Source organism: Geodermatophilus sp. DSM 44513, assembly GCF_032460525.1.
Taxonomy (GTDB): Bacteria; Actinomycetota; Actinomycetes; order Mycobacteriales; family Geodermatophilaceae; genus Geodermatophilus.
On sequence record NZ_CP135963.1, the window covers coordinates 3961239 to 3987578 of the forward strand.

Here is a 26340-nt window from a genome sequence, read left to right on the forward strand (position 1 = left end):
GCTCCCGACCGTGGCCGGCGTCCCGAGGCTCACGCCGAGCGGGCGAGGCGTGAGGAGGACAGGCTCCTACTCCGTGGGGTAGCCCAGCGCGCGGACCACGTCACCGATCCGCTCGTAGGTCTCCCCCTCCGGCAGCCGGCCCAGCTCCTCGACGACGGCGTCCGGTGCGCGGTGGTCCAGCGCCGCCTCGACGAGGGCGGGCCCGTCGTTGGGGAAGTCGGCCCGGACCAGCCAGCGGGCCAGCTCGGCGCGTCGCACGACCGCGTCGGCGTCCATGCCCTCCGGGGTGCCGCCCATCAGGGTGCCCTCGGGGTCGCTGTCGATGTCCGGGTCGCCCTCGGCCTGCGGCTCGACCTCGCGCCACTCCTCGGCGCGGGTGGCGTGCCGGCCCTTCAGCATCCCCTGGACCTCGTGCTCGAGCTCCTCGTCCACCCGGGGGTTGTGCTTGGTGCTGCGGGCCGCCGTCCCGGCGAACTGGTCTCCGGTCTCGCTCACGATCGTCCTCCTGCCGGTGCTGTGGTCACGGGTGCGCCGCTCACTTCTCGTGCAAGGCACCGGGCTTGTGCACCGCGGTCTTGCCGCTCTCGTCGCTCTCGACCTCGTACTGCGGCTCGTCCTTGCTCGCCTTGACGGTGCGGCCGGCGGCCTCGGTCTCGGAGGTGATCTCGCGCTTGACGGTGCCCTCCACCTCACTGCCGTGGCTCTTCCAGCTGACGTGGTCGCCCTTCTTCACGTCGTCGGCCATCGATGCCCTCCCCGAGGTTGCGCTGCGTGGTCCCCTCTGCTGCCCGGAGTGGGCGATGGACACACATCACCCACCCGTGGCGCCCGGTCACCCGGAAGGGCACTGACGTGGGCGCTCTCGTCACGTAGCGTCCCGATCGACGGGACCACGTCACCCGTCTTCGCTGCTCGGACGCGAGAGGTCGAGCACGGAGAGTGACTGATCCGTCCGCGATCGCCGGCCCGGTCGACCCCATTCCCCCGGGGGCGGCCGGGTCGGCCCGTTCTAGGCTCGTGCCCGCCATGCCTGACAGCCCCACCCGCCCGGTCGACGTCCTCACCGTGACCGGGGTCAGCCGGGTGACCCCCTCGGTGCGGCGCATCGTGCTCTCCGGCACCTCCGCGGCGGCCGCGGCGGCCGGCCCGACCGTCTCGCTGCTTGTGCCGCGCGTCGACGACCCGGCGCCGCGCTGGCCGGAGGTGCAGCGCGACGGGCGGGTGGTGTGGCCGGCCGGTGCGCACGGGGTCAGCCTGCGCAGCTACACCGCCCGCCGGCAGGACGCCGATCGCGGGGAGGTGGAGATCGACTTCGTGCTGCACGGCGACGGCCCGGCGGCGGCGTGGGCCGGTGCCGCCGTCCCCGGGGCCACGCTCGCCGTCGCCGGCGGGGGCCCGCTCGGCGACCGGCCGGCCGGCTGGCTGCTCCTCGCCGGCGACGAGACCGCGCTGCCGGCCGTCGCCCGCATCCTGGCCGCGGCGCCGCCGTCCACCCGGGGGGTCGCCCTCGTGGAGGTCGCCGACGCCGCGGAGGAGCAGCCGCTGGTGGCGCCGGACGGCGTCGAGGTGCGCTGGCTGCACCGCGACGGCACCCCGCCCGGGGAGGGCACGCTGCTGGTCGACGCCGTCGCGGCACTCGACCGGCCCGAGGGCGGGGACCTGTTCGCCTGGGTGGCCGCCGAGTCCGCCGCCGTCCGCGCGATCCGCGCGGACCTGCGCGGCCGGTGGGGCCTGGGCCGGGCGCAGCACCACGCCATCGGGTACTGGCGCCGGGGCCGGGCGATGTCACCCGCGGGGTGAACCACCGGGGCCGGCGTCCAGGTTCCTCACAGGGAACCCCCAGTGCCGGCCCAGCACCCGGCGTCACCCTCGTCCCATGACCACGGCAGCGCGTCAAGCTGGAGGTGCTGTGAGCAGCACGAGCAGGGGCACCGCACCGGAGGCCCGGCTGCTCGTGGTGGACGACGAGCCCAACATCCGCGAGCTGCTCTCGGCCAGCCTCCGCTACGCCGGCTTCGAGGTGGCCACCGCCGCGGACGGCCAGCAGGCCCTGGCGATGGCGGCGTCCTTCCGGCCGGACCTGCTCGTGCTCGACGTGATGATGCCCGGGCTGGACGGCTTCGGTGTCGTCCGCCGGCTGCGGGAGAGCGGCCGGCACACGCCGGTGCTGTTCCTCACCGCCCGCGACGCCGCCGAGGACAAGGTGTCCGGGCTGACCCTGGGCGGCGACGACTACGTCACCAAGCCGTTCAGCCTCGACGAGGTGCTCGCCCGGATCCGGGCGGTCCTGCGCCGCAGCACCGGCCCGCAGCGCGCGGCGGAGGCCCCCCGGCTGTCCTTCGCCGACATCGAGCTGGACGAGGAGTCCCACGAGGTGGTCAAGGCCGGCGAGGTGGTCAGCCTCTCGCCGACGGAGTTCAAGCTGCTGCGCTACCTGATGGCCAACGCCGGGCGGGTGCTGTCGAAGGCCCAGATCCTCGACCACGTGTGGAACTACGACTTCAACGGCGACGCGAACGTCGTGGAGTCCTACGTCTCCTACCTGCGCCGGAAGATCGACACCACCGAGCCGCGACTGCTGCACACCATCCGCGGCGTGGGGTACACCCTCAGGTTGCCGCGGGGCTCGTGACCGCGCCCCCCGGGGCGCGCACGGGGGCGGCACGGTCGGGCGCCCGCCCGGCCGGCGCTGGTGAGGAGGGCACGGTGACCGAGGTCGCGGGAGCGGCACCGCCGGGCGCGGTCGGTGCCCGCCCGGTGGGTGCCGGCCCGGTGGGCTCCGACGGCAGTCACCCACCCCGGCGGACCGGCGTGCTGGCCGCCCGGTCGTGGGCGTCGCGGCTGCCGCTGCGGATCGCCCTGGTGGCGATGCTGACCGGTCTGGTCGCCCTCGCGCTGACGCTGACCGGGCTGCTCACCAGTGCCTTCCTCGAGGACTACGTGCGCGACCAGCGCCGGGACCAGATCGACGCCGCCCTCGTCGGCTACGGCAGCGCCCCGTGGTTCGTCGACCGCTGTCAGGACCCGGGCCGGGGGCAGGGCTTCGTCACGCCCGGGACCATCTACGTGGGCTGCCTGCCGCCCGGCAGCAACCGCACCATCCCGATCTCCCAGCCGCCGCAGCTGATCAGCGGGCCCCCGACGGTCACCGGCGCGGACGCCCGGGAACTCGTCGCCGGCACCGGCCGGCCGGTCATCGTCGAGGGCCGGGACGGGACGACGTGGTTGCTGGAGAGCCGGGACGTCGGCGGGGGCGTGACCGCGGTCGCGGGCGTCGACCTGGACAGCGACGACCGGCTGCTGGCCCGCCTGGTGGCCCTGCAGGTGGTCGTCGGCCTGGTGGTGCTGCTGCTGCTGGGCAGCGCCGCGTACGTGCTGGTCCGCAACAGCCTGCGGCCGCTCACCGAGGTCGAGCGGACGGCGCGCGCGATCGCCGCCGGGGACCTGTCCCAGCGGGTGCCGGCCGGTGACGAGCGCACCGAGGTCGGCCGGCTGTCGCTGGCGCTCAACGGGATGCTCACCCGGATCGAGCGCTCCTTCCGCGCCCAGCAGGCCTCCGAGGAGCAGGCCCGGGCCTCCGAGACCCGGATGCGCCGGTTCGTCGCCGACGCCAGCCACGAGCTGCGCACCCCGCTGACCTCCATCCGCGGCTTCGCCGAGCTCTACCGGCAGGGCGCGGTGGGCAGCCCGGAGGAGACCGCCCGGCTGATGCAGCGGATCGAGTCCGAGGGCGCCCGGATGGGCGTGCTGGTCGAGGACCTGCTGCAGTTGGCCCGGCTGGACCAGCAGCGCCCGCTGACCATCACCCCGGTCGACCTGGCCGAGGTCGCCGGCGACGCCGTCCACGACGCGCGGGCCGTGCAGCCCGACCGGCCGATCGCCCTGCACCTGGACGAGTGGCTCAGCGAGGTGCCGGTGGTGCTGGGCGACGAGGCCCGGCTGCGCCAGGTCGTCGGCAACCTGGTGACCAACGCCCTCGTGCACACGCCGCCGACCGCGCCGGTCACGGTGCGCGTCTCCGACGAGCCCGCGCCGGCGGACGCCCCGTCCGACGGCGACGACGGCGGGGTGGTCGTGCTGCAGGTGGCCGACGGTGGGCCGGGCATGGCCCCCGAGGACGCCGCCCGGGTGTTCGAGCGGTTCTACCGCGCCGACCCCTCCCGGGCCCGGACGGCGGGCGGCACCGGGCTGGGCCTGGCCATCGTCAGCTCCCTGGTGGCCGCGCACGGCGGCACGGTGCACCTGGACACCGCGCCGGGCCGGGGTGCCGCCTTCACCGTCCGCCTGCCCCGCTCAGGTCCGGGCACGACGGTGCGCCCGGTCGCGGACGGCCCGACGGCCTGAGCCGGCGAGGCGTCCGGCTACCGTCCGCTGGTGCACTCCGACGCGGGCGGGCAGCCCCACGACCCGGACCTGATGGCCGCGGTGACCGAGCTCGGCTTGGCGCTGCGGGAGCTGGTGGACGCATCCGTGCGCAGCACCGTGCCGGCCGTGCAGCTGCGGGCCGCGGCCGCCGACGCCCGCACGGTCACCGCCCGGCTGGCCGCGGCGCAGCGCCCGGTGACGCAGCTGCCGGAACTGGACGACCCGGCCGTCTTCCGCCGGGTGCACAACCCGGTGACCGGGGTGGGCAGCGCGCTCGCCCCGCCGCTGGACATCCGGCGGGAGGACGGCGGGCTGGTCGCCGAGGTGACGCTCGGCCCGGCCTACGAGGGCCCGCCCGGCTTCGTGCACGGCGGGGTCAGCAGCCTGCTGATGGACCAGCTGCTCGGCTCGTCGGTGCTCGCGGCCGGGCTGTGGGGCATGACCGTCCGGCTGGAGCTGGGCTACCACCGGCCGGTTCCCCTGGTGACGCCGCTGGTGCTGCGCGGCCGCGTCGTCGCCAGTCGGGGCCGGCGCACCACGGCGACCGGCACGATCGCCCTGGCCGCGGACCCGGAGCGCCCGCTGGTGGACGCCCGGGGCGAGTGGGTCACCCCGCGCCCGGAGTCGGTGGCCGACTACTTCGGGGCCATCACCGACGTGTCGGGCCAGTACGCGCCGCCGGGGCGGCGGTGACCGACGTCGAGGTCGCCGCCGAGGCGGCGCGCGCGGCCGCGGGGGTCCTGACCGCGCTGCGCGCCGACGGCCGGCGCACCGGCCGCGAGCTGGGGGACGCCGGGGACGCCGCCGCGCAGGCCGCGATCGCGGCGGTGCTGGCCGACCGCCGTCCGGCCGACGTCGTCTTCAGCGAGGAGGCCGCCGACGACGACCGCCGGCTGGCCGCCGACCGGGTGTGGGTGGTCGACCCGCTGGACGGCACGCGCGAGTACGCCGAGGCCGGCCGCCCGGACTGGGCGGTGCACGTCGCGCTGTGGGCGGCCGGCGACCTAGCCGCGGCCGCGGTCGCGCTGCCGGCGCTGGGCCAGGTCCTCGTCACCGACCCGTCGCCGGTGGTGCCGCCGGCGGCCGGCCCCCGGCCGCGGATCGCGGTCAGCCGCACCCGGCCGCCCGCGGTGGCCGCGGCCGTGGCGGGGGCCCTGGACGCGGAGCTGGTGCCGATGGGCTCGGCCGGGTGGAAGGTGACCGCCGTCGTCCGCGGGGAGGCCGACGCGTACGTGCACGCCGGCGGCATGTACCAGTGGGACTCCGCGGCACCGGTGGCCGTGGCCCGCGCGGCGGGGCTCACCGCGCTGCGGCTGGACGGCTCGCCCTTGGTCTACAACGACCCGGACCCGTCGCTGCCCGACCTGCTGGTGTGCCGCCCGGAGCTGACCGACCGGCTGCTGGCGGCGGTGCGAGCAGGGTCACCGCCGTCGTCCTGAGGGGAGGGCGGAGACTGGTGGCCGGGAATCCCCCCTGAACCGGTGCGGTTGGTGCTGGTTCAGGACCCCGCCCCCGAGACCACCCGGAGCCCCCTCGCGTGACGACCCCTGACTACCGGCTCTCCCAACTGGAGACGCTGGAGGCCGAGTCCATCCACGTCATCCGCGAGGTGGCCGCGGAGCTCGAGCGCCCGGTGCTGCTGTTCTCCGGCGGCAAGGACTCCATCGTGATGCTGGAGCTGGCCCGCAAGGCGTTCGCGCCGGCCCGCATCCCGTTCCCGGTCCTGCACGTCGACACCGGGCTGAACTTCCCCGACGTGCTGGAGTTCCGCGACAAGCGGGCGGCCGAGCTCGGTGTCGAGCTGATCGTGGCCTCGGTGCCCGACGCCATGGCGCGGGGGGTGGTGCGGGAGGAGCCCAACGGCTCCCGCAACCGCATCCAGACCCCGGTGCTGCTCGACGCGGTCGAGGAGCACGGCTTCACCGCGCTGTTCGGCGGCGCCCGCCGCGACGAGGACAAGGCACGGGCCAAGGAGCGGGTGTTCTCCTTCCGGGACGAGTTCGGCCAGTGGGACCCGAAGAACCAGCGCCCCGAGCTGTGGGACCTGTACAACGGCCGGATCCACCTCGGCGAGTCGATCCGGGTGTTCCCGCTGTCCAACTGGACCGAGCTGGACATCTGGCAGTACGTCCTCCGCGAGGACATCGCCATCCCCCCGCTGTACCTCGCCGAGGAGCGGGAGGTCGTCGAGCGCCAGGGGATGCTGTACGCGGTCAACGAGTTCGTCCGTCCCCGGGACGGCGAGCGGTCGTTCCGCGCGACCGTCCGCTACCGGACGGTGGGCGACGCCAACCTGACCGCCGCCGTGCGGTCGGAGGCCACCACGGTCGCCGACGTCATCGCCGAGATCGCGGTGACCCGGATGACCGAGCGCGGCGCCACCCGCGGCGACGACAAGGTCAGCGACGCCGCCATGGAGGACCGCAAGAAGGAGGGGTACTTCTGATGGGTCCGGTCGACGTCCACTCCCCCGCCGCCGAGCACGCCGCCGAGCTCGCCCGCGCCCGCAAGGACATCGTGCGGATCGCCACCGCCGGCTCGGTGGACGACGGCAAGAGCACCCTGATCGGCCGGCTGCTGTACGACAGCAAGGCGATCTTCGAGGACCAGTACGAGGCGGTGGCCCGGGCCAGCAAGGGCGACCACGTCGACCTCGCCCTGCTCACCGACGGCCTGCGCGCCGAGCGCGAGCAGGGCATCACCATCGACGTCGCCTACCGGTACTTCACCACCCCGCGACGGACGTTCGTGCTGGCCGACACCCCCGGCCACGTGCAGTACACGCGCAACATGGTCACCGGCGCCTCCACCGCGGACCTGGCCATCGTGCTGGTCGACGCCCGCAGGGGCATGGTCGAGCAGAGCCGCCGGCACGCCTTCCTCGCCTCGCTGCTGCGGGTGCCGCACCTGGTCGTCGCGGTCAACAAGATGGACCTGGTCGACTGGTCGGAGGAGGTCTTCGACCGGATCGCCGACGAGTTCGACGCCTTCGCCGCCAAGCTCAGCGTCCCGGACCTGACCGTCGTCCCCATCTCCGCCCTGCACGGTGACAACGTGGTGCGGCACTCGCCGAACACCCCCTGGTACGAGGGCCCGACGCTGCTGCACCACCTCGAGCACGTGCACGTGGCCAGCGACCGCAACCTCACCGACGCCCGCTTCCCGGTGCAGTACGTCATCCGGCCGCAGACCGACGGGCACCACGACTACCGCGGCTACGCCGGCACGGTCGCCAGCGGGGTCTTCCGGGTCGGCGACGACGTCCAGGTGCTGCCCAGCGGCCTGACCACGAGGATCGCCGGCATCGACGGGCCCCGCGGCCCCGTCGAGGAGGCCTTCGCCCCCATGTCGGTGACTCTGCGGCTGGACGACGACCTCGACGTCTCCCGCGGGGACCTGATCGGCAAGCCGGAGAACGCCCCGACCGCGACCCAGGACCTCGACGCCCTGGTCTGCTGGATGGCCGAGGAGCCACTGCGGCCGCGCCAGCGGATCGCGGTCAAGCACACCACCCGCTCGGTGCGCGCCGTGGTCAAGGAGCTGGCCTACCGGCTGGACGTGAACACCCTGCACCGCGACCGCGAGGCGCCCGAACTGGGTCTCAACGACATCGGCCGGGTGCGGCTGCGCGCCACCCAGCCGCTGTTCGTCGACGACTACACCCGCAACCGGGTCACCGGGCGGTTCATCCTGGTCGACGAGGCCACCAACGCCACCGTCGGCGCCGGGATGCTCACCCCCGCCGGCTGACCGTCAGGCGGCGGCCTTCTCCAGGGCGCGGCGGGTGAGCAGGCGGGCGAGGTGGCGGCGGTACTCCTGGTCGGCGTGCATGTCCGCCGTCGGGGAGGTCCCCTGGTCGGCCAGCGCGGCGGCCTCGGCGATGGACGCGCCCCCGGCGAGCGCCTCCTCCGTCGCCGTCGCCCGCACCACCGAGCCGGCCATGTTTGCCAGCGCGACACGGCCCTGCACCGCGGCCGCCGACACGATCGGCCAGTCGTTCTCCCGGCGGGTGAACTTCTCGTAGCCCCAGCCGACGCCGGCCATCCGCGGCACCCGCACCTCGACGACGACCTCGTCCGGTGACAGCGCCGTCTCGAAGAAGCCGGTCCAGAACTCGGTGACCGGCACCTCGCGCCGTCCACCGGGCCCCTGGACGACGACGGTGCCACCGAGCGCGAGCAGCGCGGTGGGCAGGTCCGACGCCGGGTCGCTGTGCGCCACGGTGCCGCCCAGGGTGCCGCGGTGGCGCACCTGCGGGTCGCCCACCCGACCGGCCGTGTGCGACAGCAGCGGCACCTCGGCGTCGGCGACCGCGGACTGCTGCAGCTCGGAGTGCCGGGTGCCCGCGCCGATGGCCACCTCCTCGCCCTCGACGCGGACGTAGGACAGGTCGCGGATGCCGCTGATGTCGATCAGCACGGTGGGGACGGCCAGCCGCAGCTTCATGACCGGCAGCAGCGAGTGCCCGCCGGCGAGCAGCTTGGCGTCCTCGCCGTGCTCGGTGAGCGCGGCCACGGCCTCCTCGACCGACCGCACCCGCACGTAGTCGAACGGCGCCGGGATCATCCTCGCTCCTCGCTGGCGCTCGTCGTTCGCGTGATCCCGGGCCGGGCTGCGCCGATGGACGACCTCGCCAGCTCGGTCGTCACGCCTCGACCTCCTGCGCCTGCGGCACGCGGCCGGCCGCGGGACCGGCCTCGGCGGCGGCCAGCACCGCCCGCACGATGTTGTGGTAACCGGTGCACCGGCAGAGGTTGCCCTCCAGACCCTCGCGGACCTCCCGGTCGGTCGGGTCGGGGTTGTCGGCGAGCACGCCGACCGCCGCCATGACCATGCCGGGGGTGCAGAACCCGCACTGCAGACCGTGCTCGGCGCGGAAGGCCGCCTGCACCGGGTGCATCTCGCCGTCCGGCCCGGCCAGCCCCTCCAGGGTGGTCACCTGGCCGCCGTCGGTCTGCGCCGCGAGCACCGTGCAGCTCTTCACCGTCAGCCCGTCGACGATGACCGTGCACGCGCCGCAGGAGGTGGTGTCGCAGCCGACGTTCGTGGCCTTGAACCCCCGCACGTCCCGCAGGTAGTGCGCCAGCAGTAGGCGGGGTTCCACCTCGTCGGTGCGCTCCTGCCCGTTCACCGTGATCGAGACCTGCATCAGTTGCCTCCCTGGGCCTGCTGGACGGCCCGGAACACCCGCATCGGGGTGGTGGGCATGTCGATGTGCCGTACGCCGAGGTGGGCGACCGCGTCGATGACCGCGTTCTGCACCGCCGGGGTGGCGCCGATCGTGCCGGCCTCGCCGACGCCCTTCGCGCCGAGCGGGTTCATCGGGGTGGGGGTGGCCATCTCCACCAGCTCGAAGCTGGGCAGCTCGGTGGCGGAGACGAACGGGTAGTCGGCCAGCGTGGAGGTCGTCGGGTTGCCGTCCTCGTCGTAGAGCACCTCCTCCAGCAGCGCCTGGGCGACGCCCTGGGCGTAGCCACCGTGCCGCTGCCCCTCGGCGAGCAGCGGGTTGAGGATCGTGCCCGCGTCGTCGACCGCGATCAGCCGCACGACCTCGGCCTTGCCCGACTCGACGTCCACCTCGACCACGACCACGTGGGCGCCGAAGGGGAACGTCGGGCCGCCCGCGGTGAACCTGGTGCGCACCAGGAGCTGCTCGTCGGCGGCCAGCTCCGCGAAGGTGACCCCCGTCCCCGGCGTGCCGCGGACGGCGAGCCCGGCCAGGCGCAGGTCCACGACGAGGTCCTCGGGCGCGACCTCCAGCTTCTCCGCGGCGCGCTGCCTGGCCAGCTCGACCAGCTCGTCGGCCGCCTGGTGCACCGCCGCACCGCCCTGCTGCAGGCTGCGCGAGCCCATCGTGCCGCCGCCCTGCGGCACCAGGTCGGTGTCACCGTGCACGACGGTGATCCGCTCCACCGGGATGCCGAGCTGGTCGCTGGCGATCATCGCCCAGGCGGTGGCGTGGCCCTGGCCGTGCGGCGAGGTGCCGGTGAGCACCGTGGCCGTGCCGTCCGGGTGGACCTCCAGGGCGGCGTTCTCGCCGGTGCCGGCGCCGTTGTCGGCCCCGGTGATCTCCACGTACACCGACATCCCGATGCCCAGCTGCCGGACGTCCCCCCGCTCCCGGCGGCGGGCCTGCTCGGCGCGCAGCTCGGCGTAGCCCGCCGCCTCCAGCGCCGCGTCCAGGGCGGCGGTGTAGTCGCCGTTGTCGTAGACGGCGCCCGTCGGCGTGGTGTGTGGCTCGCCGAACGCCGGCAGCAGGTTCCGGCGGCGCACGTCGGCGGGGTCCATGCCGATCTCGGCGGCGAACAGGTCGACCGCCCGCTCCAGTGCCGCCGTCGCCTCCGGCCGGCCGGCGCCGCGGTAGGCGCCGATGGGGGTCGTGGTGGTGGCCAGCGCGCGGGCCTGGGCGTGCACGCGCGGGAAGCCGTACACCCCGGGGGCCATCAGCATGGTCAGGGTGGGCAGCACCGTGCCGATCCGGGGGTAGGCACCGCAGTCCTGGTCGGCCACCAGGCTGTAGGCCTCGATCGTGCCGTCCCGGCGTCCGCCGATGGTGACCACCTGGTCCTGGGCCCGGCCGTGCAGCATCCCGATCATGTTCTCCGAGCGGCTCTCCGACCAGCGGACCGGCCGGCCGACGTGGCGGGCCAGCCAGGCGACGAACACGTACTCCGGGTCCGCGCCGATCTTGGCGCCGAAGCCACCGCCGACGTCCGGGGTGATCAGCCGGATCAGGTCGGGGTCCATCCCCAGCCAGTCGCCGTACTGCCCGCGGGCCTGCTGGGCGCCCTGGTTGGTGCACCAGGCGGTGAGCCGGCCGTCCTCGCTCCACACCGCGGCGGCGGCACGGGTCTCCAGCGGTACCGGTGCCACCCGCTGGTTGACCATCGGCTGGGTGACGACGACCTCGCAGCCGTCGAAGAGGTCCGCCGGCGCGGGCTCACCGAAGGAGGCCATCACGTTGGTCCCGGCCTCCGGGAACAGCAGCACCTCGTCGGACGCCGACGCGGCCGTGCCCACCACCGCGGGCAGCGGCTCGACGTCGACGACGACCAGCTCCGCGGCGTCCTCGCCCTGGTACGGCTGCTCGGTGAGGACGACGGCGACGGGGTCGCCGACGAAGCGCACCCGGTCCGACGCCAGCCAGGGCCGGGTCATCGCCGCGTTGACGAAGGGGAAGGGCGGTGGCAGGGGCTCCAGGTCACCGACGTCCTGCGCGGTCACCACCGCCACCACGCCGGGCGCCTCCAGCGCTGCCGACCCGTCGACCGACAGCAGCCGGCCGTGGGCGACGGTGGACCGCACGAAGGTCGCGTGCAGGGCCCCGGTCAGCCGCTCGTCGGTCAGGTCCTCGGTGTAGGTCGCACCCCGGGTGAGGAACAGCGGGTCTTCGGTGCGGACCACGCGCGTACCGAGGATGCTCATGCGCTCACCTTCCGTCGGGTGGGTGACCCCTGTCACCCTCCCGCACGGGGCGCCGGTCCGCCACCGACCCGCCATCGCACCGACGCCGTCGTCGGTGCGGCGTCGGTGGCGGGGTGCTCAGCCCGCGGCGTCCGCGTTGGGGTCGGGGGCCTGGCTGGCGTCGCCGTCCCAGTCCTTGCCCGCCGCGTCGGCGTGCTCGGAGATGCTGTCGGTCTGCCCGGCGACGGTCTGCACCATCTCCTCGTCCGAGAGACCCTCGCCCGCGCTGTAGGTGGTGCCGTCCGGCTCGCTCATGCCGTCTCCTCCTCGGTGGATCGCTCCCCCGCCGGTCCCCGCGGGTCGTCGTCGGCAAACCCCGGGGCGGCCAGCTCGAACCACACGCACGTGCCGTCGCCGTGCTCCTCGACGCCCCACCGGTCCGCGACGGCCTCGACCAGCCGCATGCCGCGGCCGCGGTCGGCGGAGACGTGCAGGTCCCGGACGACGGGTCGCAGCGCGGAACCGTCGGCGGCGGAGATCCGCAGCCACCGCTCGGCCAGCGTGACCTGCAGGGTGGAGGAGGCCTCGCCGGCGACGTGGTCGACGACGTCGGCCACCAGCTCGGTGACCAGCAGGGCGGCGTCCTCGGCGTCGTGCGGTGCCGACCAGTCGCGCAGCAGGTCGCGCACCAGATGCCGGGCGACCGGGACGCTGGCGGTGACCGGGTGCAGGTCGACGGAGGCCACGAGCATGGACGCCGGTCTCCCTGCCCAGGTGTGCGAGCCGCGGTGCAGCCGACTGCTACTGCGCGTGACACCACCCCGCCGGGCACAACGCTGTCAGTGGGATGGCTGCGTGCAACACCTGTTGCCTCGCGCGAGCCGTTGCACGTCACGGGGTCTTGCGCCCAGCCCTCCAGGTATGGATAGTGGGCAACTGTATTGACTCCACCCAATGTCCCGAGCGGAGGGCCCGTGACGAGCGACACCGACGAGCAGGACCCGGCGGTCCGGGCACTCCGCGAGCTCATGACCGTGCTCGACACCTGCATGGTCGAGCTGGGTGGCGCCCGCGAGCGCGCCGAGAAGCTGCTCGAGGAGCGCCTGACCGGCCGGGCCTGGCTGGACATCGTGACGGCGGAGTCCCGCCCGCTGGTGGTCGAGCAGATCAGCACGGTGATGGCCGCCCTGGCCAGCGCCGGCGGGGCCTGGCGGCGCGAGCAGGCCCACGCCCTGGCCGCCGAGCAGGTCAGCATCAACCGGATCGCCGCGATGTTCGGCGTCACCCGGCAGCGGATCTCCGCCCTGCTGCGCGAACGGGCCCGCGCCCGCAGCTGAGAGGAGGACCCCCTCGCCCCCCTCCGCTCGCCAACTCGCCGGCCTCGTCCAGGGCACCGCCCCGAGCGGAGCGAGGGGTGGGGAGGACGGGGTCCTTCGGCTGCGAGGGGGCCACGGGGCACGGGGGTCCTCTATCAGGTCAGCAGCGCGTCGATCGCCTTGTGGACCCGCTGCTCCGACACCGGCCGCGGGGTGCCCACGGCCTGCGCGAACAGGCTGACCCGCAGCTCCTCGACCATCCACCGCACCCGGGCGACCGGGTCGTCGGGCGCCCCGGTCGACGGGACCCGCGCGCGCAGGTCCTCGTACTCGGCGGTCACCGCGGCGACCTGCTGCGTCCACAGCGCGTCGCGCGCCGCGTTGGCCGGCAGCTTCTCCAGCCGGTGGGCCATCCCCCGGAGGTAACGGACCAGGTCGGGCAGGCGGCGGCGTCCGGCCGTGGCGACGAACCCGCGGTGCAGCAGCCCGCCCATCTGCCGGCGCAGGTCGGCGACCGCCGCCTCGGGCACCCGTCGTCCCGGTGCCGCGCCGATCGCGACGGCGACCTCGCGCGCCTGCACGAGCACCGCCTCGACCCGCCGCACCGTGTCGGTGGTCAGCGGCAGCAGCTGGGCCCTGGCGGTCTGCACCAGCGCGGTGAACGCGGCCTCGTCCCGCGGTGGCCCGCCGGCGGCGGCGACCAGCTCGTCGGCGACGGCGTCCACGCAGTCGTCGACCAGCGCGGGGATCTCGCCGTCCGGGTTGAACTGCAGGGCCAGCCGGGTCCGCGGCGACAGGCCCTTGACCACCGGGCGGGTCGGTGAGCCGGCGACGAGCACGAGCAGCCGGCGGGCCCCGCGCCAGGTCAGCCGGGTCGCCTCCGCCTCGGTGGCGACCACGCGGACGCCGACCGTCGTCCCCTCGTCGACCAGGGCGGGGTACGCGGTGACCACGTGACCGCCGCGGCGCACGTCGACGGTGCGCGGCAGCGTGCCGAACGTCCAGGCGGTCTGGCCGGTGCGCTCCAGGTCGGAGGCGGCAGCGGCCAGGCTGGCGCGGGCCTGCGGGGCGACCTGGCGGCGCAGCGCGGGGAGGTCCTTGCCCGACGCGAGCACCCGGGCGTCCTCGCCGACGACCCGGAAGGTCGCCCGCAGGTGGTCGGGCACCTGGTCCGGCGCCCAGGCGTCCGGCGGGACGACGACGCCGGCGGCGCGGCGCAGCTCGCGCTCCAGGGCCGGCAGCAGCGGCTCGGTCGGCGCGACGTGCGGCAGCACCTCGCGCACCCGGTCGGGGATGGGGACCAGCGTGCGGCGCAGCTGCTTGGGCAGGGTGCGCAGCAGTGCGGTGACCAGCTCCGCGCGCAGCCCCGGGACGGTGAAGGCCAGGGACTCCCCGGAGGTCTGCTCGGCGACGGCGTCCAGCACCGCCAGCGGGACGTCGACGGTGACGCCGTCGGCCGGGGTGCCCGGGGCGAACGCGTAGGACAGCGGCAGGGTCAGGCCCTGCGTCAGCGGCACCTCGTCGGGGAAGTCCGCCGGGTCCACCTGCCCGGCCGCCGCCGCGTCGGTCAGCAGCGCCGGGGTGAAGGTCAGCAGGTCCGGGGTCTGCCGGCGGGCGGACTTCCACCACCGGTCGAAGTGCCGGGTGGAGACGACGTCGGCGGGGACGCGGGCGTCGTAGAGCTCGAACAGCGTCTCGTCGTCCACCCGGATGTCGCGGCGGCGAGCCCGCTCCTCCAGCTCGGCAACGCGGCGCAGCGCCTCGGTGTTGTCGTGCCAGAAGCGGTGGTGCGTCGTCCACTCCCCCTGCACCAGGGCGTGCCGGATGAACAGCTCCCGGGACACGACCGGGTCGATCGAGCCGTACTGCACGCGCCGGTCGACGACCAGCGGGATGCCGTAGAGGGTGACCCGCTCGGTGGCGACGACGGAGCCTCGCTTGGCGTCCCAGCGCGGCTCGGAGTGCTGCCGGTGGACCAGGTGGCCGGCCAGCCGCTCGACGGTCTCGGGGTCGACGCGGGCGACGGTGCGGGCGAACAGCCGGCTGGTCTCGACCAGCTCGGCGGCGACCACCCAGCGCGGCGGCTTCTTCGCCAGCGGGGTGCCCGGGGCGATGACGAAGCGGGCGTTGCGCGCCCCGAGGTACTCCCGCCCACCGCGCCCTCGCGGGCCTCTGTCGCGGTGTTGGCCCTTCCCGTCGTCCAGCTGGACGCCGACGTGGGACAGCAGCCCGGCCAGCAGGGCGGTGTGGATGCCGCGCTCGTCGGGCTCGGCGGCGGGCTCACCGGTGGTCATGCCGAGCCGGCGGGCGGTGCTGCGCAGCTGGCCGTGCAGGTCCTGCCACTCGCGGATGCGCAGGTAGTGCAGGAACTCCCGCTTGAGCGTGCGGCGGAAGGCGCTGCCGGACAGCGCCTCCTGCTGATCGCCCAGGTACCGCCACAGGTCGAGCAGCGCCAGGAAGTCGGAGTGCTCGTGGGCGAAGCGGGCGTGCATCTCGTCGGCGGCCTGCTGGTGGTCGGTGGGGCGCTCGCGGGGGTCCTGGATGGTCAGCCCGGCGGCGATGACCAGCACCTCCTCCAGCACGCCGCGCCGGTCGGCCTCGACCACCATGCGGGCCATCCGCGGGTCCAGCGGCAGGGCGGCCAGCGCCCGACCGGTGGGGGTCAGCGCGCCGGCCCCGTCCAGGGCGCCGAGCTCCTCGAGCAGGGCCACGCCGTCGGCCACCGCGCGGCGGTCCGGCGGGTCGATGAACGGGAAGTCCGCGACGTCGCCCAGGTCGAGGGCGGCCATCTGCAGCAGCACCGAGGCGAGGTTGGTGCGCAGGATCTCCGGGTCGGTGTACTCCGGCCGGCCGTCGAAGTCCTCCTCGCTGTAGAGCCGGATCGCGATGCCGTCGGAGGTGCGCCCGCAGCGGCCGGAGCGCTGCCGGGCCGAGGCCTGGCTGACCGGCTCGATCGGCAGCCGCTGCACCTTGAGCCGGGAGCTGTACCGGGAGATGCGCGCGGTGCCGGGGTCGACGACGTAGCGGATGCCCGGCACGGTCAGCGAGGTCTCGGCGACGTTGGTGGCCAGCACCACGCGCCGCCCGGTGTGCCGGGCGAACACCCGGTGCTGGTCAGCGGCCGAGAGGCGGGAGTAGAGCGGCAGCACCTCGACCGACGGGAAGCGCTCGGTCAGGACATCGGCGGTGTCGCGGATCTCCCGCTCGCCGGCGAGGAACACCAGGACGTCGCCCGGCCCCTCGGCGGCCAGCTCGTCGACGGCGTCGGCGATGGCGGTGACCTGGTCGCGGTCCGGGTCGGAGTCCGGGTCGTCCGGGTCCACCACCGGCCGGTAGCGGACCTCCACCGGGTACGTGCGGCCGCTGACCTCCACGACCGGGGCGTTGCCGAAGTGCTTGGCCACCCGGTCGACGTCGATCGTCGCCGAGGTGATGACCACCTTGAGGTCGGGGCGCCGCGGCAGCAGCTGGGCCAGGTAGCCGAGCAGGAAGTCGATGTTGAGGCTGCGCTCGTGCGCCTCGTCGATGATCAGCGTGTCGTACTGGCGCAGCAGCCGGTCGCGGCCGATCTCGGCGAGCAGCACGCCGTCGGTCATGACCTTGACCAGCGTGGTGTCCGACACCTGGTCGGTGAAGCGCACCTTCCACCCGACGACGTCGCCCAGCGGCGTGTCCAGCTCCTCGGCGATCCGCTCCGCGACGGTGCGGGCGGCGATCCGCCGCGGCTGGGTGTGCCCGATCCGGCCCCGCACCCCGCGGCCGAGCTCGAGGGCGATCTTGGGCAGCTGGGTGGTCTTGCCCGAGCCGGTCTCACCGGCGACCACGACCACCTGGGCGTCGCGGAGCGCGGCGGCGATGTCGTCGCGCCGGGCGCTGACCGGCAGGTCGGCGGGGTAGCGCAGCACGGGGACGGCGGCCCGACGCCGGGCGATCCGCTCCTCGGCTGCGGCGACGTCGGCGGCGATGCGCGCCCGCTGCCCGGCCCGTGCCTGCACGTCCCGGGTGGTGCGGGTGCCGTCGAGCCGGCGGCGGAGCCGGTGCGCGTCCTCGAGGGTGAGTCCGGCCAGCCGCGCGCGCAGGTCGTCGGGCGGGGTGCTCACGGGGTCTCCTCGGCAGGGGGCGGCCGGGGCCGGCCGGTCGGTGCGCCTCCCAGGATCGCACCGGCGGCAGGACGGCGGACGTGCCGCGGCCCACATGCGTGCACCGTGCAACTCGTTGCTTGACTGCTGCAACCGGTTGTAGGCTGCACGTGTTCCCGTCCCGCCGTCCCTTGGAGCGCCCGTGCCGTCCTCCGCCGTGCCGGGCCCCGCCGCGCCGGGTGACGACCGGCTCACCGACCTGCACACCCTCGGCGAGCAGCTGCCGCGCTTCATCCGGCTGGTGCACGCGCTCAAGAGCAGCCGGACCGCCGACGGGCGCGACCGTGCGGCCCTGACGCTGCTGTTCCCGCTCGAGCGGGTGGGGCCGCTGCGCCAGGGCGCGCTCGCCGAGCTGGTGCACGCCGACCCCTCCACGGTCAGCCGGCACGTGGCGGCGCTCATCGAGCAGGGCCTGGTCCGCCGGGTCGCCGACGAGACCGACGGCCGGGCCAGCCGGCTGGTCGTCACCGACGCCGGCCGGCGGGCCATGGCGCAGGTCCGCGCCGAGCGCGAGGCGCACCTGGCCCGCGCCACCGCCGGCTGGACGGCCGCGGACCTGAGCACCCTGGCCCGCCTGTTCGGTCGCCTGCTCGACGACCTCACCGCCGCCCTCCCCACCGACCAGCACACCGCGCCCGTCCCCGCGTCCCCCAGAGAGAAGCCATGAGCCACAGCACCAGCACCCCCGAGGTCGGCCGGGAGGACGCCGCGGCCGGGGCCCGCCGACCCGACGAGGACGGCGTCTTCAGCCACCGGCAGATCCTCACGATCGTCGCCGGGCTGATGGTCGCGATGTTCCTCGCGGCCCTCGACCAGACCATCGTGTCCACGGCGATCCGCACCATCGCCGACGACCTGCAGGGCTACGACCTGCAGGTCTGGGCGACCACGGCCTTCCTCATCACCTCGACGATCTCCACCCCGCTGTACGGGAAGCTGTCCGACATCTACGGGCGCCGGCCGTTCTACCTGTTCGCCATCGCCGTGTTCGTCGTCGGCTCGGTGCTGTGCGGCCTGGCCGACTCGATGTACCAGCTGGCCGCCTACCGGGCGGTGCAGGGCATCGGCGCCGGCGGGCTGATGTCCCTGGCGCTGGCGATCATCGGCGACATCGTGCCGCCGCGGCAGCGCTCCCGGTACCAGGGCTACTTCATGGCCGTCTTCGGCATGTCCAGCGTGCTGGGCCCGGTCATCGGCGGGTTCTTCGCCGGCCAGGGCTCCCTGTTCGGCCTGGACGGCTGGCGGTGGATCTTCCTGGTCAACGTGCCGCTCGGTGCGCTGGCCTTCGCCGCCGTCTACCGGGTGCTGCACCTGCCGCACCAGCGCCGCGAGCACCGCGTCGACTGGCCCGGTGCGCTGGCGCTGGTCACCTTCGTGGTGCCGCTGCTGGTCATCGCCGAGCAGGGCCGGCTGTGGGGCTGGGCGTCGGGGCGCGCGCTGCTCTGCTACGCCGTCGGCGCCGTCGGCCTCGTGCTGTTCGTGACGATCGAGCGGGCCTACGGCGCGGAGGCGCTGCTGCCGCTGCGGTTGTTCCGCAACCGCAGCTTCACCGTCGCCACGATGGGCAGCGTGGTCGTGGGCGCGGCGATGTTCGGTGGCCTGCTGCTGCTCCCCCAGTACCTGCAGATCGTCCAGGGCTCCAGCGCCACCGTCGCCGGGCTGCAGATGATCCCGCTGGTCCTCGGCATCATGATCGGCGCGATGAGCTCGGGCCTCACCATCTCCCGGACCGGCCGGTACCGCGTCTTCCCGCTGCTCGGCACCACGCTGATGACCGGGGCGCTGCTGTCGCTGTCCTTCGTCGTCGGCGCGGAGACCTCGGTCTGGACGCTCGTGCCGTTCATGGTCGCGCTCGGCATCGGGCTCGGCTTCAACTTCCAGCCCGCCGTGCTCGCCGTGCAGAACGCCGTCCCCCCGCGGGAGATGGGCGTGGCCACCTCCTCGGTGACCTTCTTCCGCCAGATGGGCGCCACGGTCGGCACCGCCGCGCTGCTCTCGGTGCTGTTCAGCCGGCTGCCGGTGGAGATCGAGGAGTCCGTCGCCACGGCGGCCGCCACGGACCCGCGGGTGGCCCAGGCCGCGGAGGATGGTCAGCTGCCGGCCGGGGCGGCCCTGTCGGACACCTCGTTCATCCAGGAGCTGCCCGAGTTCCTGGCGCTGCCGTTCAAGGTCGGTTTCTCCGACTCGATCGACCTGGTGTTCCTGATCGCCGCGGGTGCCGCGGCGGTCGGGTTCCTGGTGTTCCTCTTCCTGCCGCAGCTGGAGCTGTCGGACAAGTCCGGCATCCAGGCGGCGCGGGAGGCCGACGAGCAGACCGCCGGCGCCCCGGAGGCCGAGGACCCCGAGGAGCAGGTGCGCCAGGCGGTCGGCGCCGCGGCCCCGACGTCCACCGCGCCCCCGGCCGGCCGCCCCGGCGACGCCGCGACCCACTGACCCGACCGGTCCCCGGCACGGCAGTGGCCCCCTCCCCGCACGGGAGGGGGCCACTGCCGTGTCGTGCTGAGTAGGCCCCGGAGGGGTCCGCGCAGGCGCGACGGGAGGGCTCGGCTCAGCGATCGGCCTCGGTGCAGGGGCCCGCGTCGAGCTTGCGAGGCGTGGGGGGCACCGAGGTCCTTCCGGACACCTGGCCGCGGTGCGATCCGGAGGATCAGCCGTGCGGGGTGAACACCGCGCGCACGCAGCCGTCGGCCTTCTCCTTGAACAGCTCGTACCCGCGCGGGGCCTCCTCCAGCGGCATCACGTGCGTGGCCAGGTGCTCGGTGACCAGCTCACCGCGCTCCATCCACTCCAGCAGCCGCGGGATGTAGCGCGGCCCGTGCACCTGCGCGCCGCGCAGGGTGAGGCCCTTGTTCATCACCGCGCCGAGCGGGAACTTGTCCACCATCGCGGCGAAGACGCCGAGGGTGAACACGCTGCCCCCCTTGCGGCAGGCCATGACCGCCTCGCGGACCGCGGACGGCCGGTCGGTCTGCAACCGCAGCTGCTGCTTGACCTGGTCGTAGACGCCCTGCGGGCCCGGGCTGTGCGCCTCCATGCCGACGGCCTCGATGCACACGTCCGGACCGCGGCCGCCGGTGAGCTCGCGCAGCTCCGCGGCGACGTCGGTGGTCGAGTAGTCGATCGTCTCCGCACCCGCGTGCGTGCGGGCCTGCGCCAGCCGCTCGGGGAAGCGGTCGACGACGAACACCCGCTCCGCGCCGACCAGCGTCGAGATGCGGGCGGCCATCTGCCCGACCGCGCCGGCCCCCCACACGGCGACGGTGTCGCCCGGCTGCACCCCGGCGAGGTCGACGCCGGTGAACGCGGTCGAGGCGGCGTCGGAGGCGAACAGCGCCCGGTCGTCGCTGACGCCGTCCGGGACGACGAAGCTGCCCACGTCGGCGTAGGGCACCCGGATGTACTCCGCGTGGCTGCCGGCGTAGCCGCCGACGGCGTGCGAGTAGCCCAGGCAGCCGCCGATGGCCTGGCCCCACAGCCCCTCGGTGATGCCGGGGTTCGGGTTGCTGTTGTCGCACAGCGAGAACAGCTCCTGGCGGCAGTACCAGCAGGCGCCGCAGGACACGAACGAGGCGACGACGACCCGGTCGCCCACCGTACGTCCGCGGACCCCCTTGCCGACCTCCACGACCTCGCCCATGAACTCGTGGCCGATGACGTCACCGGCGCGCATGAACGGGATGTAGCCCGACAGCAGGTGCAGGTCCGAGCCGCAGGTGGTGGTGCGGGTGACCTTCAGGATCACGTCGTGGTCGTTGAGCAGCGTCGGCTCGGGCACGTCCACCACCGACAGCTGGTTGATGCCCGTCCAGGTCACCGCCCTCACAGCACGCCCTCCCTGCGCGACGCCGCCACCGCGCCGTCCAGCAGCCGGCCGCCGGGGGTCGGCACGCGCTCGCCGTGCGGGCGCGGGTCCATCCGCAGCACCTCGCCCACCTCGACCAGCTGCTTGGCCTCGCGCAGCGCCTGCCGCAGCCGGCCGACCTCCTCGTCGGAGGCGCCCCCCGGGTAGCGAGCCGCCAGCTCGGTGCCCTTGTCACCGGGCGCGGGGGTCACCCGGGTCTCCACCCGGTCGCCGAGCACGGCCAGCGGCGCGGGCAGCTCGGCCAGCCGGCCCGGGTCGGCCAGCACGGTGACCGCGCGCCACCGCCGGGCGGCGGCGGCCGGGTCGTCCTTCGCCGACGCGGTGCCCACGCCGGGCAGCCGGACGCTCTGCAGCCGGCCGAGCAGCGCGCCGCCGGCGTCGGCGGCGCGGGAGAGCAGCGAGTTCGCCATCGAGGGGCCTCCAGGGGGTCTGTCGCCCGCCCCTACCCCGCTCCTCCCCGCCGGCAACCGGCCTACTGTGACCGGAGCCGTCCGCCCACCGCCGTCCCCGGAGGCACGTCGTGCGCTCGTCGTTGATCCTGTCCCGCCGCGACCTGGACTTCCTGCTGCACGAGTGGCTGGACGTGGAGGGCCTGGTGAAGCGGCCGCGCTACGCCGAGCACTCCCGGGAGACCTTCGACGCGGTGCTCGACCTGGCCGAGCAGATCGCCACCGAGCACTTCGCGCCGCACAACCGCACCGCCGACGAGAACGAGCCGCGCATGGTCGACGGCCGGGTCGAGATGATCCCCGAGGTCAAGGCGGCGCTGGACGTGTTCGTCGAGGCCGGGCTGATGGCCGGGGAGTTCGACGAGGAGTACGGCGGGCTGCAGCTGCCGCACGTCGTCGGCCAGGCGGTGTTCGCCTGGTTCAAGGCGGCCAACGTCGGCACGTCGGCCTACCCGTTCCTCACCATGGGCAACGCCCGGCTGCTGCTCGCCCACGGCAGCCGCGAGCAGATCGACACCTACGTGCGCCCGGAGATCGAGGGCCGCTGGTTCGGCACGATGGCGCTGTCGGAGCCGCAGGCCGGGTCCTCGCTGGCCGACATCACCACGAAGGCCGTCCCGCAGGACGACGGCACGTACCGGCTGTTCGGCAACAAGATGTGGATCTCCGGCGGCGACCACGAGCTGACCGAGAACATCGTCCACCTGGTGCTGGCCAAGATCCCCGGCGGCCCGCCCGGGGTGAAGGGCATCTCGCTGTTCATCGTGCCCAAGGTGCTCGTCCGCGAGGACGGCTCGCTCGGCGAGCGCAACGACGTCGTCCTGGCCGGCCTGAACCACAAGATGGGCTACCGGGGGACGACGAACACGCTGCTGAACTTCGGCGAGGGCGTGCACACGCCGGGCGGCGCGCCGGGCGCGGTCGGGTACCTGGTGGGCGAGCCGCACCGGGGGCTGTCCTACATGTTCCACATGATGAACGAGGCGCGGATCGGCGTCGGCATGGGCGCGACCGTGCTCGGCTACACCGGCTACCTGCACGCGCTGGAGTACGCCCGCACCCGCACCCAGGGACGCCGGGCCGGCGGCAAGGACCCCTCCACACCCTCGGCGCCGATCGTCGAGCACGCCGACGTGCGGCGGATGCTGCTGGCCGCGAAGTCCTACGCCGAGGGCGGGCTGGCCCTGGGCCTGTACTGCGCCCGGCTGGTCGACGAGGAGCAGACCGCCGAGACCGAGGCCGACCGCGCCCGCGCCCACCTGCTGCTGGACACCCTCACCCCGATCGCCAAGGCCTGGCCCTCCCAGTGGGGCCCGGTCGCCGACGACCTGGCGATCCAGGTGCACGGCGGCTACGGCTACACCCGCGACTACCCGGTCGAGCAGTTCTACCGGGACAACCGGCTCAACCCGATCCACGAGGGCACCAACGGCATCCAGGCCCTGGACCTGCTCGGCCGCAAGGTCGTCGCGCAGGGCGGCGCCGGCCTGCGACTGCTCGGGGAGACGGTCACCGCGACGACGGCACGGGCCGCCGGCACGGACTGGGCCGGCTTCGCCGCGGACCTGGACGCCGCGGTCGCCCGGCTGGGCTCGGTGACCGCGACGCTGTGGGGCCCGGGCGACCCGGACCTGGCGCTGGCCAACGCCAGCGTCTACCTGGAGGCCGCCGGCCACGTCGTCGTCGCCTGGCTGTGGCTAGAACAGGCGCTGGCGTGCGAGGGCTCGACGGAGGCCTTCCACGAGGGCAAGCGCGCCGCGGCCCGCTACTTCTGGCGGTGGGAGCTGCCCCGCACCCGGGCCCAGTTCGACCTGCTCGAGTCGCTGGACCGCACCGTCCTGGACACCGACCAGACCTGGCTGTAGCCGGGCCGGCCACCCTCCAGGGGCCCGCGCTGAGCATGCGAGGCGTGGGGGGAGGGTGGTCCTCTTTCAGACGGCGCGGGCACCCACCGGTTCGGCGGTCGCGGTCCGGGTGGTGGCCGGGGAGGCGGGGACGGCCTTCGCGGCGCGCTGCTCGCGTTCGTAGCGCGCCGTGGAGGAGATCCCCATCACGATCACCAGTGCGGTCAGGACCACGAATCCGATCAGGGTCACGGCCGGCCACAGCACCATCAGTCTTGTTCCTCCGTGCTGGGTGTCGCCGCCGGGTCGGGCCCTGGGCGGCAGGTCGTCGTCGCAGCGGATCTGCCCACCAGGGTGGCGCCTCAACCGTCGACCCGGGCGTCCAGGCGGTGGCGTGTGAGCGAACCCACGGCGACGACCGTCCGCACGTGCGTGTCGCAGCCCGTGGTCTGATCGCCGCGTGTCCCGCGCCGCCGACCCCGGGCAGCGGTCGCCGCGCCCGGCGGTGCTGGTCGCCGTCCTGGCGCTCGGGACGACGGCGCTGTCGCTCATGCAGAGCCTCGTCGTCCCCCTGCTGCCCACCATCGGCGCGCAGCTCGGCGTCTCGCCCAACGCCGCGGGCTGGGTGCTGACCGCGAACCTGCTGGCCGCCGCCGTCGCCACGCCGGTGCTGGGCCGCCTCGGGGACACCTGGGGCGAGCGGCCGGTCGTCCTCGGCGTCCTCGCCACCATGACGGCGGGCACCCTGATGGCGCTGGTCACCGCCTCCCTGCCGCTGCTGCTCGTGGCGCGGGTGCTGCAGGGCGTCTCCTACGGCCTGTTCCCCCTCGCGATCAGCGTGCTGCGCCGGGAGCTGCCGGCGGCCCGGCTGGACGTGGCGATGTCGGTGGTCAGCAGCACCCTGGCGGTCGGCGGCGTGGTGGGGCTGGTGGCCGCCGGGGTGCTCACCCGGGACGGGGCGGACTACCACCGCCCGTTCTGGATCGGCCTGGTCGTCTGCGTGCTCACCCTGGTGCTGACGGCCGTGGTGCTGCCGCGCCGCCCGGCCACCGGGTCGGGCCGGGTCGACTGGGCCGGCGCAGTGGTGCTGGCCCTGGGGCTGGTGCTGCTCCTGCTGCCGGTGTCGCAGGGCAACGCCTGGGGGTGGGGGTCGCCCGGGACGGTGGGCTGCCTGGTCGGGGCCGCGCTGGTGCTGCCCGGCTGGGTGCTGCTGCAGCAGCGGCGGGCCGACCCGCTGGTCCGTCCGGCCCTGCTGGCCGACCCGCGGATCATCGTGCCCAACCTGGCCGGCCTGCTGACCGGCGTGGGGCTCTTCACGTCCTTCCTGGTCGTCCTGCAGTACGTGCAGACGCCGCCGGAGGCGGCCGGCTACGGCTTCGGCGCCTCGGTGCTGCAGGCCGCGGTGGTCTACCTGCTGCCCGGTGGGGTGGCCGGCGTGCTGCTCGGCCCGGTGGCCGGGCGGGTGGTGGCCCGGATCGGCGCGCTGACCACGCTGCGCGCCGGCGCCGTGTGCGGGGTGGCCGGGTTCGGCCTGCTCGCCGTGCTGCGCGACACCCCCGCGCAGGTGGTGGCCGCCGGGACGGGGCCCAGCGGCTTCCCGTCGGCCAGCGCGTTCACCGCGGTCGCCCTGGTGGGGGCGGGCAGCGCGGCCGCCGTCGTCGCGGTCACCCTCGCCGGCCGGCGGTCCCCCGTGCCGGGGCGGAGCGGCCCGGCGTAGGTCACGGACGGGTGGCGACACACCGGCAATGGCATGGACCACGATCATGCTGGGCACCACGGGGTCCTCCACCCACCGACCGGAGGACTGACGATGGCCCGCTCGACCGGCCCCCGCGGCAGCAGTACCGCGGCCCAGGACACCCGGTTCTCCGGCAACCGCGCCGGGGACCCCGCTCCGAACGACCCCAAGGTCAACGACACCCGCCTGGACAGCGCACCGCAGGGCGCCGACGGCAAGGCGAACGCCGGCGGCACGCTGAAGCGGACGCTGACGGAGTTCAGCGAGGACAACCTCACCGACTGGGCGGCCGCGCTCACCTACTACGGCACGCTGGCGCTGTTCCCGGCGCTGATCGCGCTGCTGTCGATCGTCGGCCTGCTCACCAACCCGCAGCAGCTCACCGACGCGCTGACCGCGGTGGTCCCCGAGCAGGCGGCGACCACCCTGAACCCGGTGATCGAGCAGATCGCCGGGAACACCGGTACCGCCGGCCTGGGCCTGCTGCTCGGGCTGGCCGCCGCCATCTGGTCGGCCTCGGGGTACGTGGGCGCGTTCTCCCGCGCGGCCAACGTCGTGTACGAGACCCCCGAGGGCCGCAAGGTCTGGAAGCTCAAGCCGCTGCAGCTGCTGGTCACCCTGATCGGCGTGCTGTTCGCCGCGCTGATCGTGGCCATGCTGGTGCTCAGCGGCCCGGTCGTCGACGCCGTCGCCGGCGCCATCGGTCTGCCCCCCGCGGCGGTGACCGTGTGGAGCTGGGCCAAGTGGCCGGTCGTCGTCGTGCTGGTCGCGCTGATGATCGCCACGCTGTACTACTTCGCGCCGAACGTGAAGCTGCGCGGCTTCCGCTTCACCAGCCCCGGTGCCGCGGTCGCGCTGCTGGTCTGGGCCGGCGCCTCGGCGCTGTTCGCCTTCTACGTGGCCAACTTCAGCAACTACAACGCCACGTACGGCACCCTCGCCGGCGTCATCGTGTTCCTGGTCTGGTTCTGGCTGACCAACCTGGCGCTGCTGTTCGGCATCGAGCTGGACGCCGAGATCGAGCGGACCAAGGAGCTCAAGGAGGGCGTGCCGCTGGCGGACAAGGAGATCCAGCTCGACGCCCGCGCCGAGCCCAAGGAACGCAACACCCACTGAGGAAGGACCCTCCTGCCCCCCACCGCTCGCGAGCTCGCGGCGGGACCCTGCAGGAGGGCCGTTCCAGCACGTCACAGTGGCCCCCTCCCGTGGTGGGAGGGGGCCAC

The 26340-nt window shown here is 74.6% G+C and carries 24 protein-coding genes; 13 read left to right on the forward strand and 11 right to left on the reverse strand.

The genetic code is table 11. The features are described 5' to 3' along the window. Nucleotides 1-66: 66 nt before the first annotated feature. Nucleotides 67-495 (reverse strand): DUF2795 domain-containing protein, encoded by a 429-nt coding sequence (locus RTG05_RS19205; protein ID WP_166526444.1) that lies wholly within the window; start codon nt 493-495, stop codon nt 67-69. Between the two features lie 40 nt (nt 496-535). Then, complete coding sequence (locus RTG05_RS19210; protein ID WP_166526445.1) at nt 536-745, reverse strand: hypervirulence associated TUDOR domain-containing protein; 210 nt, start codon at nt 743-745, stop codon at nt 536-538. A gap of 281 nt (nt 746-1026) precedes the next feature. On the opposite strand from RTG05_RS19210, the gene RTG05_RS19215 reads away from it, so the two are divergent. The 7 genes from RTG05_RS19215 (at nt 1027) to RTG05_RS19245 (ending at nt 8115) form a co-directional block, all read left to right on the forward strand. After that, on the forward strand, nt 1027-1800 hold the full coding sequence (locus RTG05_RS19215; RefSeq protein ID WP_166526446.1) for a siderophore-interacting protein: 774 nt from the start codon (nt 1027-1029) through the stop codon (nt 1798-1800). A gap of 109 nt (nt 1801-1909) precedes the next feature. Further along, a complete protein-coding gene (locus tag RTG05_RS19220; RefSeq protein WP_166526447.1) occupies nt 1910-2632 on the forward strand; it encodes a response regulator transcription factor in 723 nt (240 codons plus the stop codon). Nucleotides 2633-2706: 74 nt separating this feature from the next. Continuing rightward, the gene (locus tag RTG05_RS19225; protein ID WP_315912055.1) at nt 2707-4344 is read left to right on the forward strand and encodes a sensor histidine kinase; all 1638 of its coding nucleotides are present in this window, start codon (nt 2707-2709) and stop codon (nt 4342-4344) included. Nucleotides 4345-4374: 30 nt separating this feature from the next. Further along, the gene (locus RTG05_RS19230) at nt 4375-5058 is read left to right on the forward strand and encodes a PaaI family thioesterase (protein WP_166526448.1); all 684 of its coding nucleotides are present in this window, start codon (nt 4375-4377) and stop codon (nt 5056-5058) included. After that, a complete protein-coding gene (locus tag RTG05_RS19235; protein ID WP_166526449.1) occupies nt 5055-5804 on the forward strand; it encodes an inositol monophosphatase family protein in 750 nt (249 codons plus the stop codon). Before RTG05_RS19230 ends, RTG05_RS19235 begins: the two co-directional genes overlap by 4 nt. 98 nt (nt 5805-5902) lie before the next feature. Beyond that, nucleotides 5903-6811 (forward strand): sulfate adenylyltransferase subunit CysD, encoded by a 909-nt coding sequence (cysD, locus tag RTG05_RS19240; protein ID WP_166526450.1) that lies wholly within the window; start codon nt 5903-5905, stop codon nt 6809-6811. Then, nucleotides 6811-8115: a sulfate adenylyltransferase subunit 1 gene (locus tag RTG05_RS19245; protein ID WP_166526451.1), complete on the forward strand. Its 1305-nt coding sequence runs from the start codon at nt 6811-6813 to the stop codon at nt 8113-8115. Before cysD ends, RTG05_RS19245 begins: the two co-directional genes overlap by 1 nt. A gap of 3 nt (nt 8116-8118) precedes the next feature. Here RTG05_RS19245 and RTG05_RS19250 read toward each other — a convergent pair whose 3' ends face one another. The 5 genes from RTG05_RS19250 to RTG05_RS19270 form a co-directional block, all read right to left on the reverse strand. After that, on the reverse strand, nt 8119-8931 hold the full coding sequence (locus RTG05_RS19250) for an FAD binding domain-containing protein (protein WP_166526452.1): 813 nt from the start codon (nt 8929-8931) through the stop codon (nt 8119-8121). A gap of 79 nt (nt 8932-9010) precedes the next feature. Next, the gene (locus RTG05_RS19255; RefSeq protein ID WP_166526453.1) at nt 9011-9514 is read right to left on the reverse strand and encodes a (2Fe-2S)-binding protein; all 504 of its coding nucleotides are present in this window, start codon (nt 9512-9514) and stop codon (nt 9011-9013) included. After that, nucleotides 9514-11790: a xanthine dehydrogenase family protein molybdopterin-binding subunit gene (locus RTG05_RS19260; RefSeq protein WP_166526454.1), complete on the reverse strand. Its 2277-nt coding sequence runs from the start codon at nt 11788-11790 to the stop codon at nt 9514-9516. Before RTG05_RS19260 ends, RTG05_RS19255 begins: the two co-directional genes overlap by 1 nt. A gap of 117 nt (nt 11791-11907) precedes the next feature. Then, nucleotides 11908-12084 carry a hypothetical protein gene (locus RTG05_RS19265; RefSeq protein ID WP_166526455.1) on the reverse strand — a complete coding sequence of 59 codons (177 nt, stop codon included), beginning with the start codon at nt 12082-12084 and terminating at the stop codon, nt 11908-11910. Next, nucleotides 12081-12521 carry an ATP-binding protein gene (locus RTG05_RS19270; RefSeq protein ID WP_166526456.1) on the reverse strand — a complete coding sequence of 147 codons (441 nt, stop codon included), beginning with the start codon at nt 12519-12521 and terminating at the stop codon, nt 12081-12083. Before RTG05_RS19270 ends, RTG05_RS19265 begins: the two co-directional genes overlap by 4 nt. A 222-nt stretch (nt 12522-12743) precedes the next feature. Between RTG05_RS19270 and RTG05_RS19275 the strand changes: the two genes are divergently transcribed. Next, nucleotides 12744-13106 carry a hypothetical protein gene (locus RTG05_RS19275; RefSeq protein WP_166526457.1) on the forward strand — a complete coding sequence of 121 codons (363 nt, stop codon included), beginning with the start codon at nt 12744-12746 and terminating at the stop codon, nt 13104-13106. A gap of 134 nt (nt 13107-13240) precedes the next feature. Here RTG05_RS19275 and hrpA read toward each other — a convergent pair whose 3' ends face one another. Beyond that, on the reverse strand, nt 13241-17185 hold the full coding sequence (gene hrpA, locus RTG05_RS19280; protein ID WP_166526458.1) for an ATP-dependent RNA helicase HrpA: 3945 nt from the start codon (nt 17183-17185) through the stop codon (nt 13241-13243). Between the two features lie 181 nt (nt 17186-17366). On the opposite strand from hrpA, the gene RTG05_RS19285 reads away from it, so the two are divergent. Next, on the forward strand, nt 17367-17891 hold the full coding sequence (locus RTG05_RS19285) for a MarR family winged helix-turn-helix transcriptional regulator (RefSeq protein WP_166526459.1): 525 nt from the start codon (nt 17367-17369) through the stop codon (nt 17889-17891). After that, nucleotides 17888-19657: an MDR family MFS transporter gene (locus tag RTG05_RS19290; protein WP_166526460.1), complete on the forward strand. Its 1770-nt coding sequence runs from the start codon at nt 17888-17890 to the stop codon at nt 19655-19657. The genes RTG05_RS19285 and RTG05_RS19290 overlap by 4 nt, the downstream gene beginning before the upstream one ends. A gap of 214 nt (nt 19658-19871) precedes the next feature. On the opposite strand, the gene RTG05_RS19295 is transcribed toward RTG05_RS19290, so the two are convergent. Then, nucleotides 19872-21047, reverse strand: a complete 1176-nt coding sequence (locus tag RTG05_RS19295; protein ID WP_166526461.1) for a zinc-dependent alcohol dehydrogenase — start codon at nt 21045-21047, stop codon at nt 19872-19874. Then, a complete protein-coding gene (locus tag RTG05_RS19300; RefSeq protein WP_166526462.1) occupies nt 21044-21496 on the reverse strand; it encodes a hypothetical protein in 453 nt (150 codons plus the stop codon). The genes RTG05_RS19295 and RTG05_RS19300 overlap by 4 nt, the downstream gene beginning before the upstream one ends. Before the next feature lie 110 nt (nt 21497-21606). On the opposite strand from RTG05_RS19300, the gene RTG05_RS19305 reads away from it, so the two are divergent. After that, entirely contained in the window at nt 21607-23400 is a 1794-nt protein-coding gene (locus RTG05_RS19305; protein ID WP_166526463.1) for an acyl-CoA dehydrogenase, read from the forward strand. Between the two features lie 66 nt (nt 23401-23466). Here RTG05_RS19305 and RTG05_RS19310 read toward each other — a convergent pair whose 3' ends face one another. After that, complete coding sequence (locus RTG05_RS19310) at nt 23467-23631, reverse strand: hypothetical protein (protein ID WP_315912056.1); 165 nt, start codon at nt 23629-23631, stop codon at nt 23467-23469. A gap of 208 nt (nt 23632-23839) precedes the next feature. On the opposite strand from RTG05_RS19310, the gene RTG05_RS19315 reads away from it, so the two are divergent. Together RTG05_RS19315 and RTG05_RS19320 are read left to right on the forward strand one after the other, a co-directional pair. Continuing rightward, nucleotides 23840-25096 carry an MFS transporter gene (locus tag RTG05_RS19315; protein WP_166526465.1) on the forward strand — a complete coding sequence of 419 codons (1257 nt, stop codon included), beginning with the start codon at nt 23840-23842 and terminating at the stop codon, nt 25094-25096. A gap of 93 nt (nt 25097-25189) precedes the next feature. Then, nucleotides 25190-26233 (forward strand): YihY/virulence factor BrkB family protein, encoded by a 1044-nt coding sequence (locus RTG05_RS19320; protein ID WP_166526466.1) that lies wholly within the window; start codon nt 25190-25192, stop codon nt 26231-26233. Nucleotides 26234-26340: the final 107 nt, after the last annotated feature.

Excerpts from the sequence above, each read along its gene's own strand:
- RTG05_RS19210 (WP_166526445.1), bottom strand. The coding sequence starts at position 745 with ATGGCCGACGACGTGAAGAAGGGCGACCACGTCAGCTGGAAGAGCCAC.
- RTG05_RS19215 (WP_166526446.1), top strand. The coding sequence starts at position 1,027 with ATGCCTGACAGCCCCACCCGCCCGGTCGACGTCCTCACCGTGACCGGG.
- RTG05_RS19245 (WP_166526451.1), top strand. The coding sequence starts at position 6,811 with ATGGGTCCGGTCGACGTCCACTCCCCCGCCGCCGAGCACGCCGCCGAG.
- RTG05_RS19250 (WP_166526452.1), bottom strand. The coding sequence starts at position 8,931 with ATGATCCCGGCGCCGTTCGACTACGTGCGGGTGCGGTCGGTCGAGGAG.
- RTG05_RS19255 (WP_166526453.1), bottom strand. The coding sequence starts at position 9,514 with ATGCAGGTCTCGATCACGGTGAACGGGCAGGAGCGCACCGACGAGGTG.
- RTG05_RS19260 (WP_166526454.1), bottom strand. The coding sequence starts at position 11,790 with ATGAGCATCCTCGGTACGCGCGTGGTCCGCACCGAAGACCCGCTGTTC.
- RTG05_RS19265 (WP_166526455.1), bottom strand. The coding sequence starts at position 12,084 with ATGAGCGAGCCGGACGGCACCACCTACAGCGCGGGCGAGGGTCTCTCG.
- RTG05_RS19270 (WP_166526456.1), bottom strand. The coding sequence starts at position 12,521 with ATGCTCGTGGCCTCCGTCGACCTGCACCCGGTCACCGCCAGCGTCCCG.
- RTG05_RS19290 (WP_166526460.1), top strand. The coding sequence starts at position 17,888 with ATGAGCCACAGCACCAGCACCCCCGAGGTCGGCCGGGAGGACGCCGCG.
- RTG05_RS19300 (WP_166526462.1), bottom strand. The coding sequence starts at position 21,496 with ATGGCGAACTCGCTGCTCTCCCGCGCCGCCGACGCCGGCGGCGCGCTG.
- RTG05_RS19320 (WP_166526466.1), top strand. The coding sequence starts at position 25,190 with ATGGCCCGCTCGACCGGCCCCCGCGGCAGCAGTACCGCGGCCCAGGAC.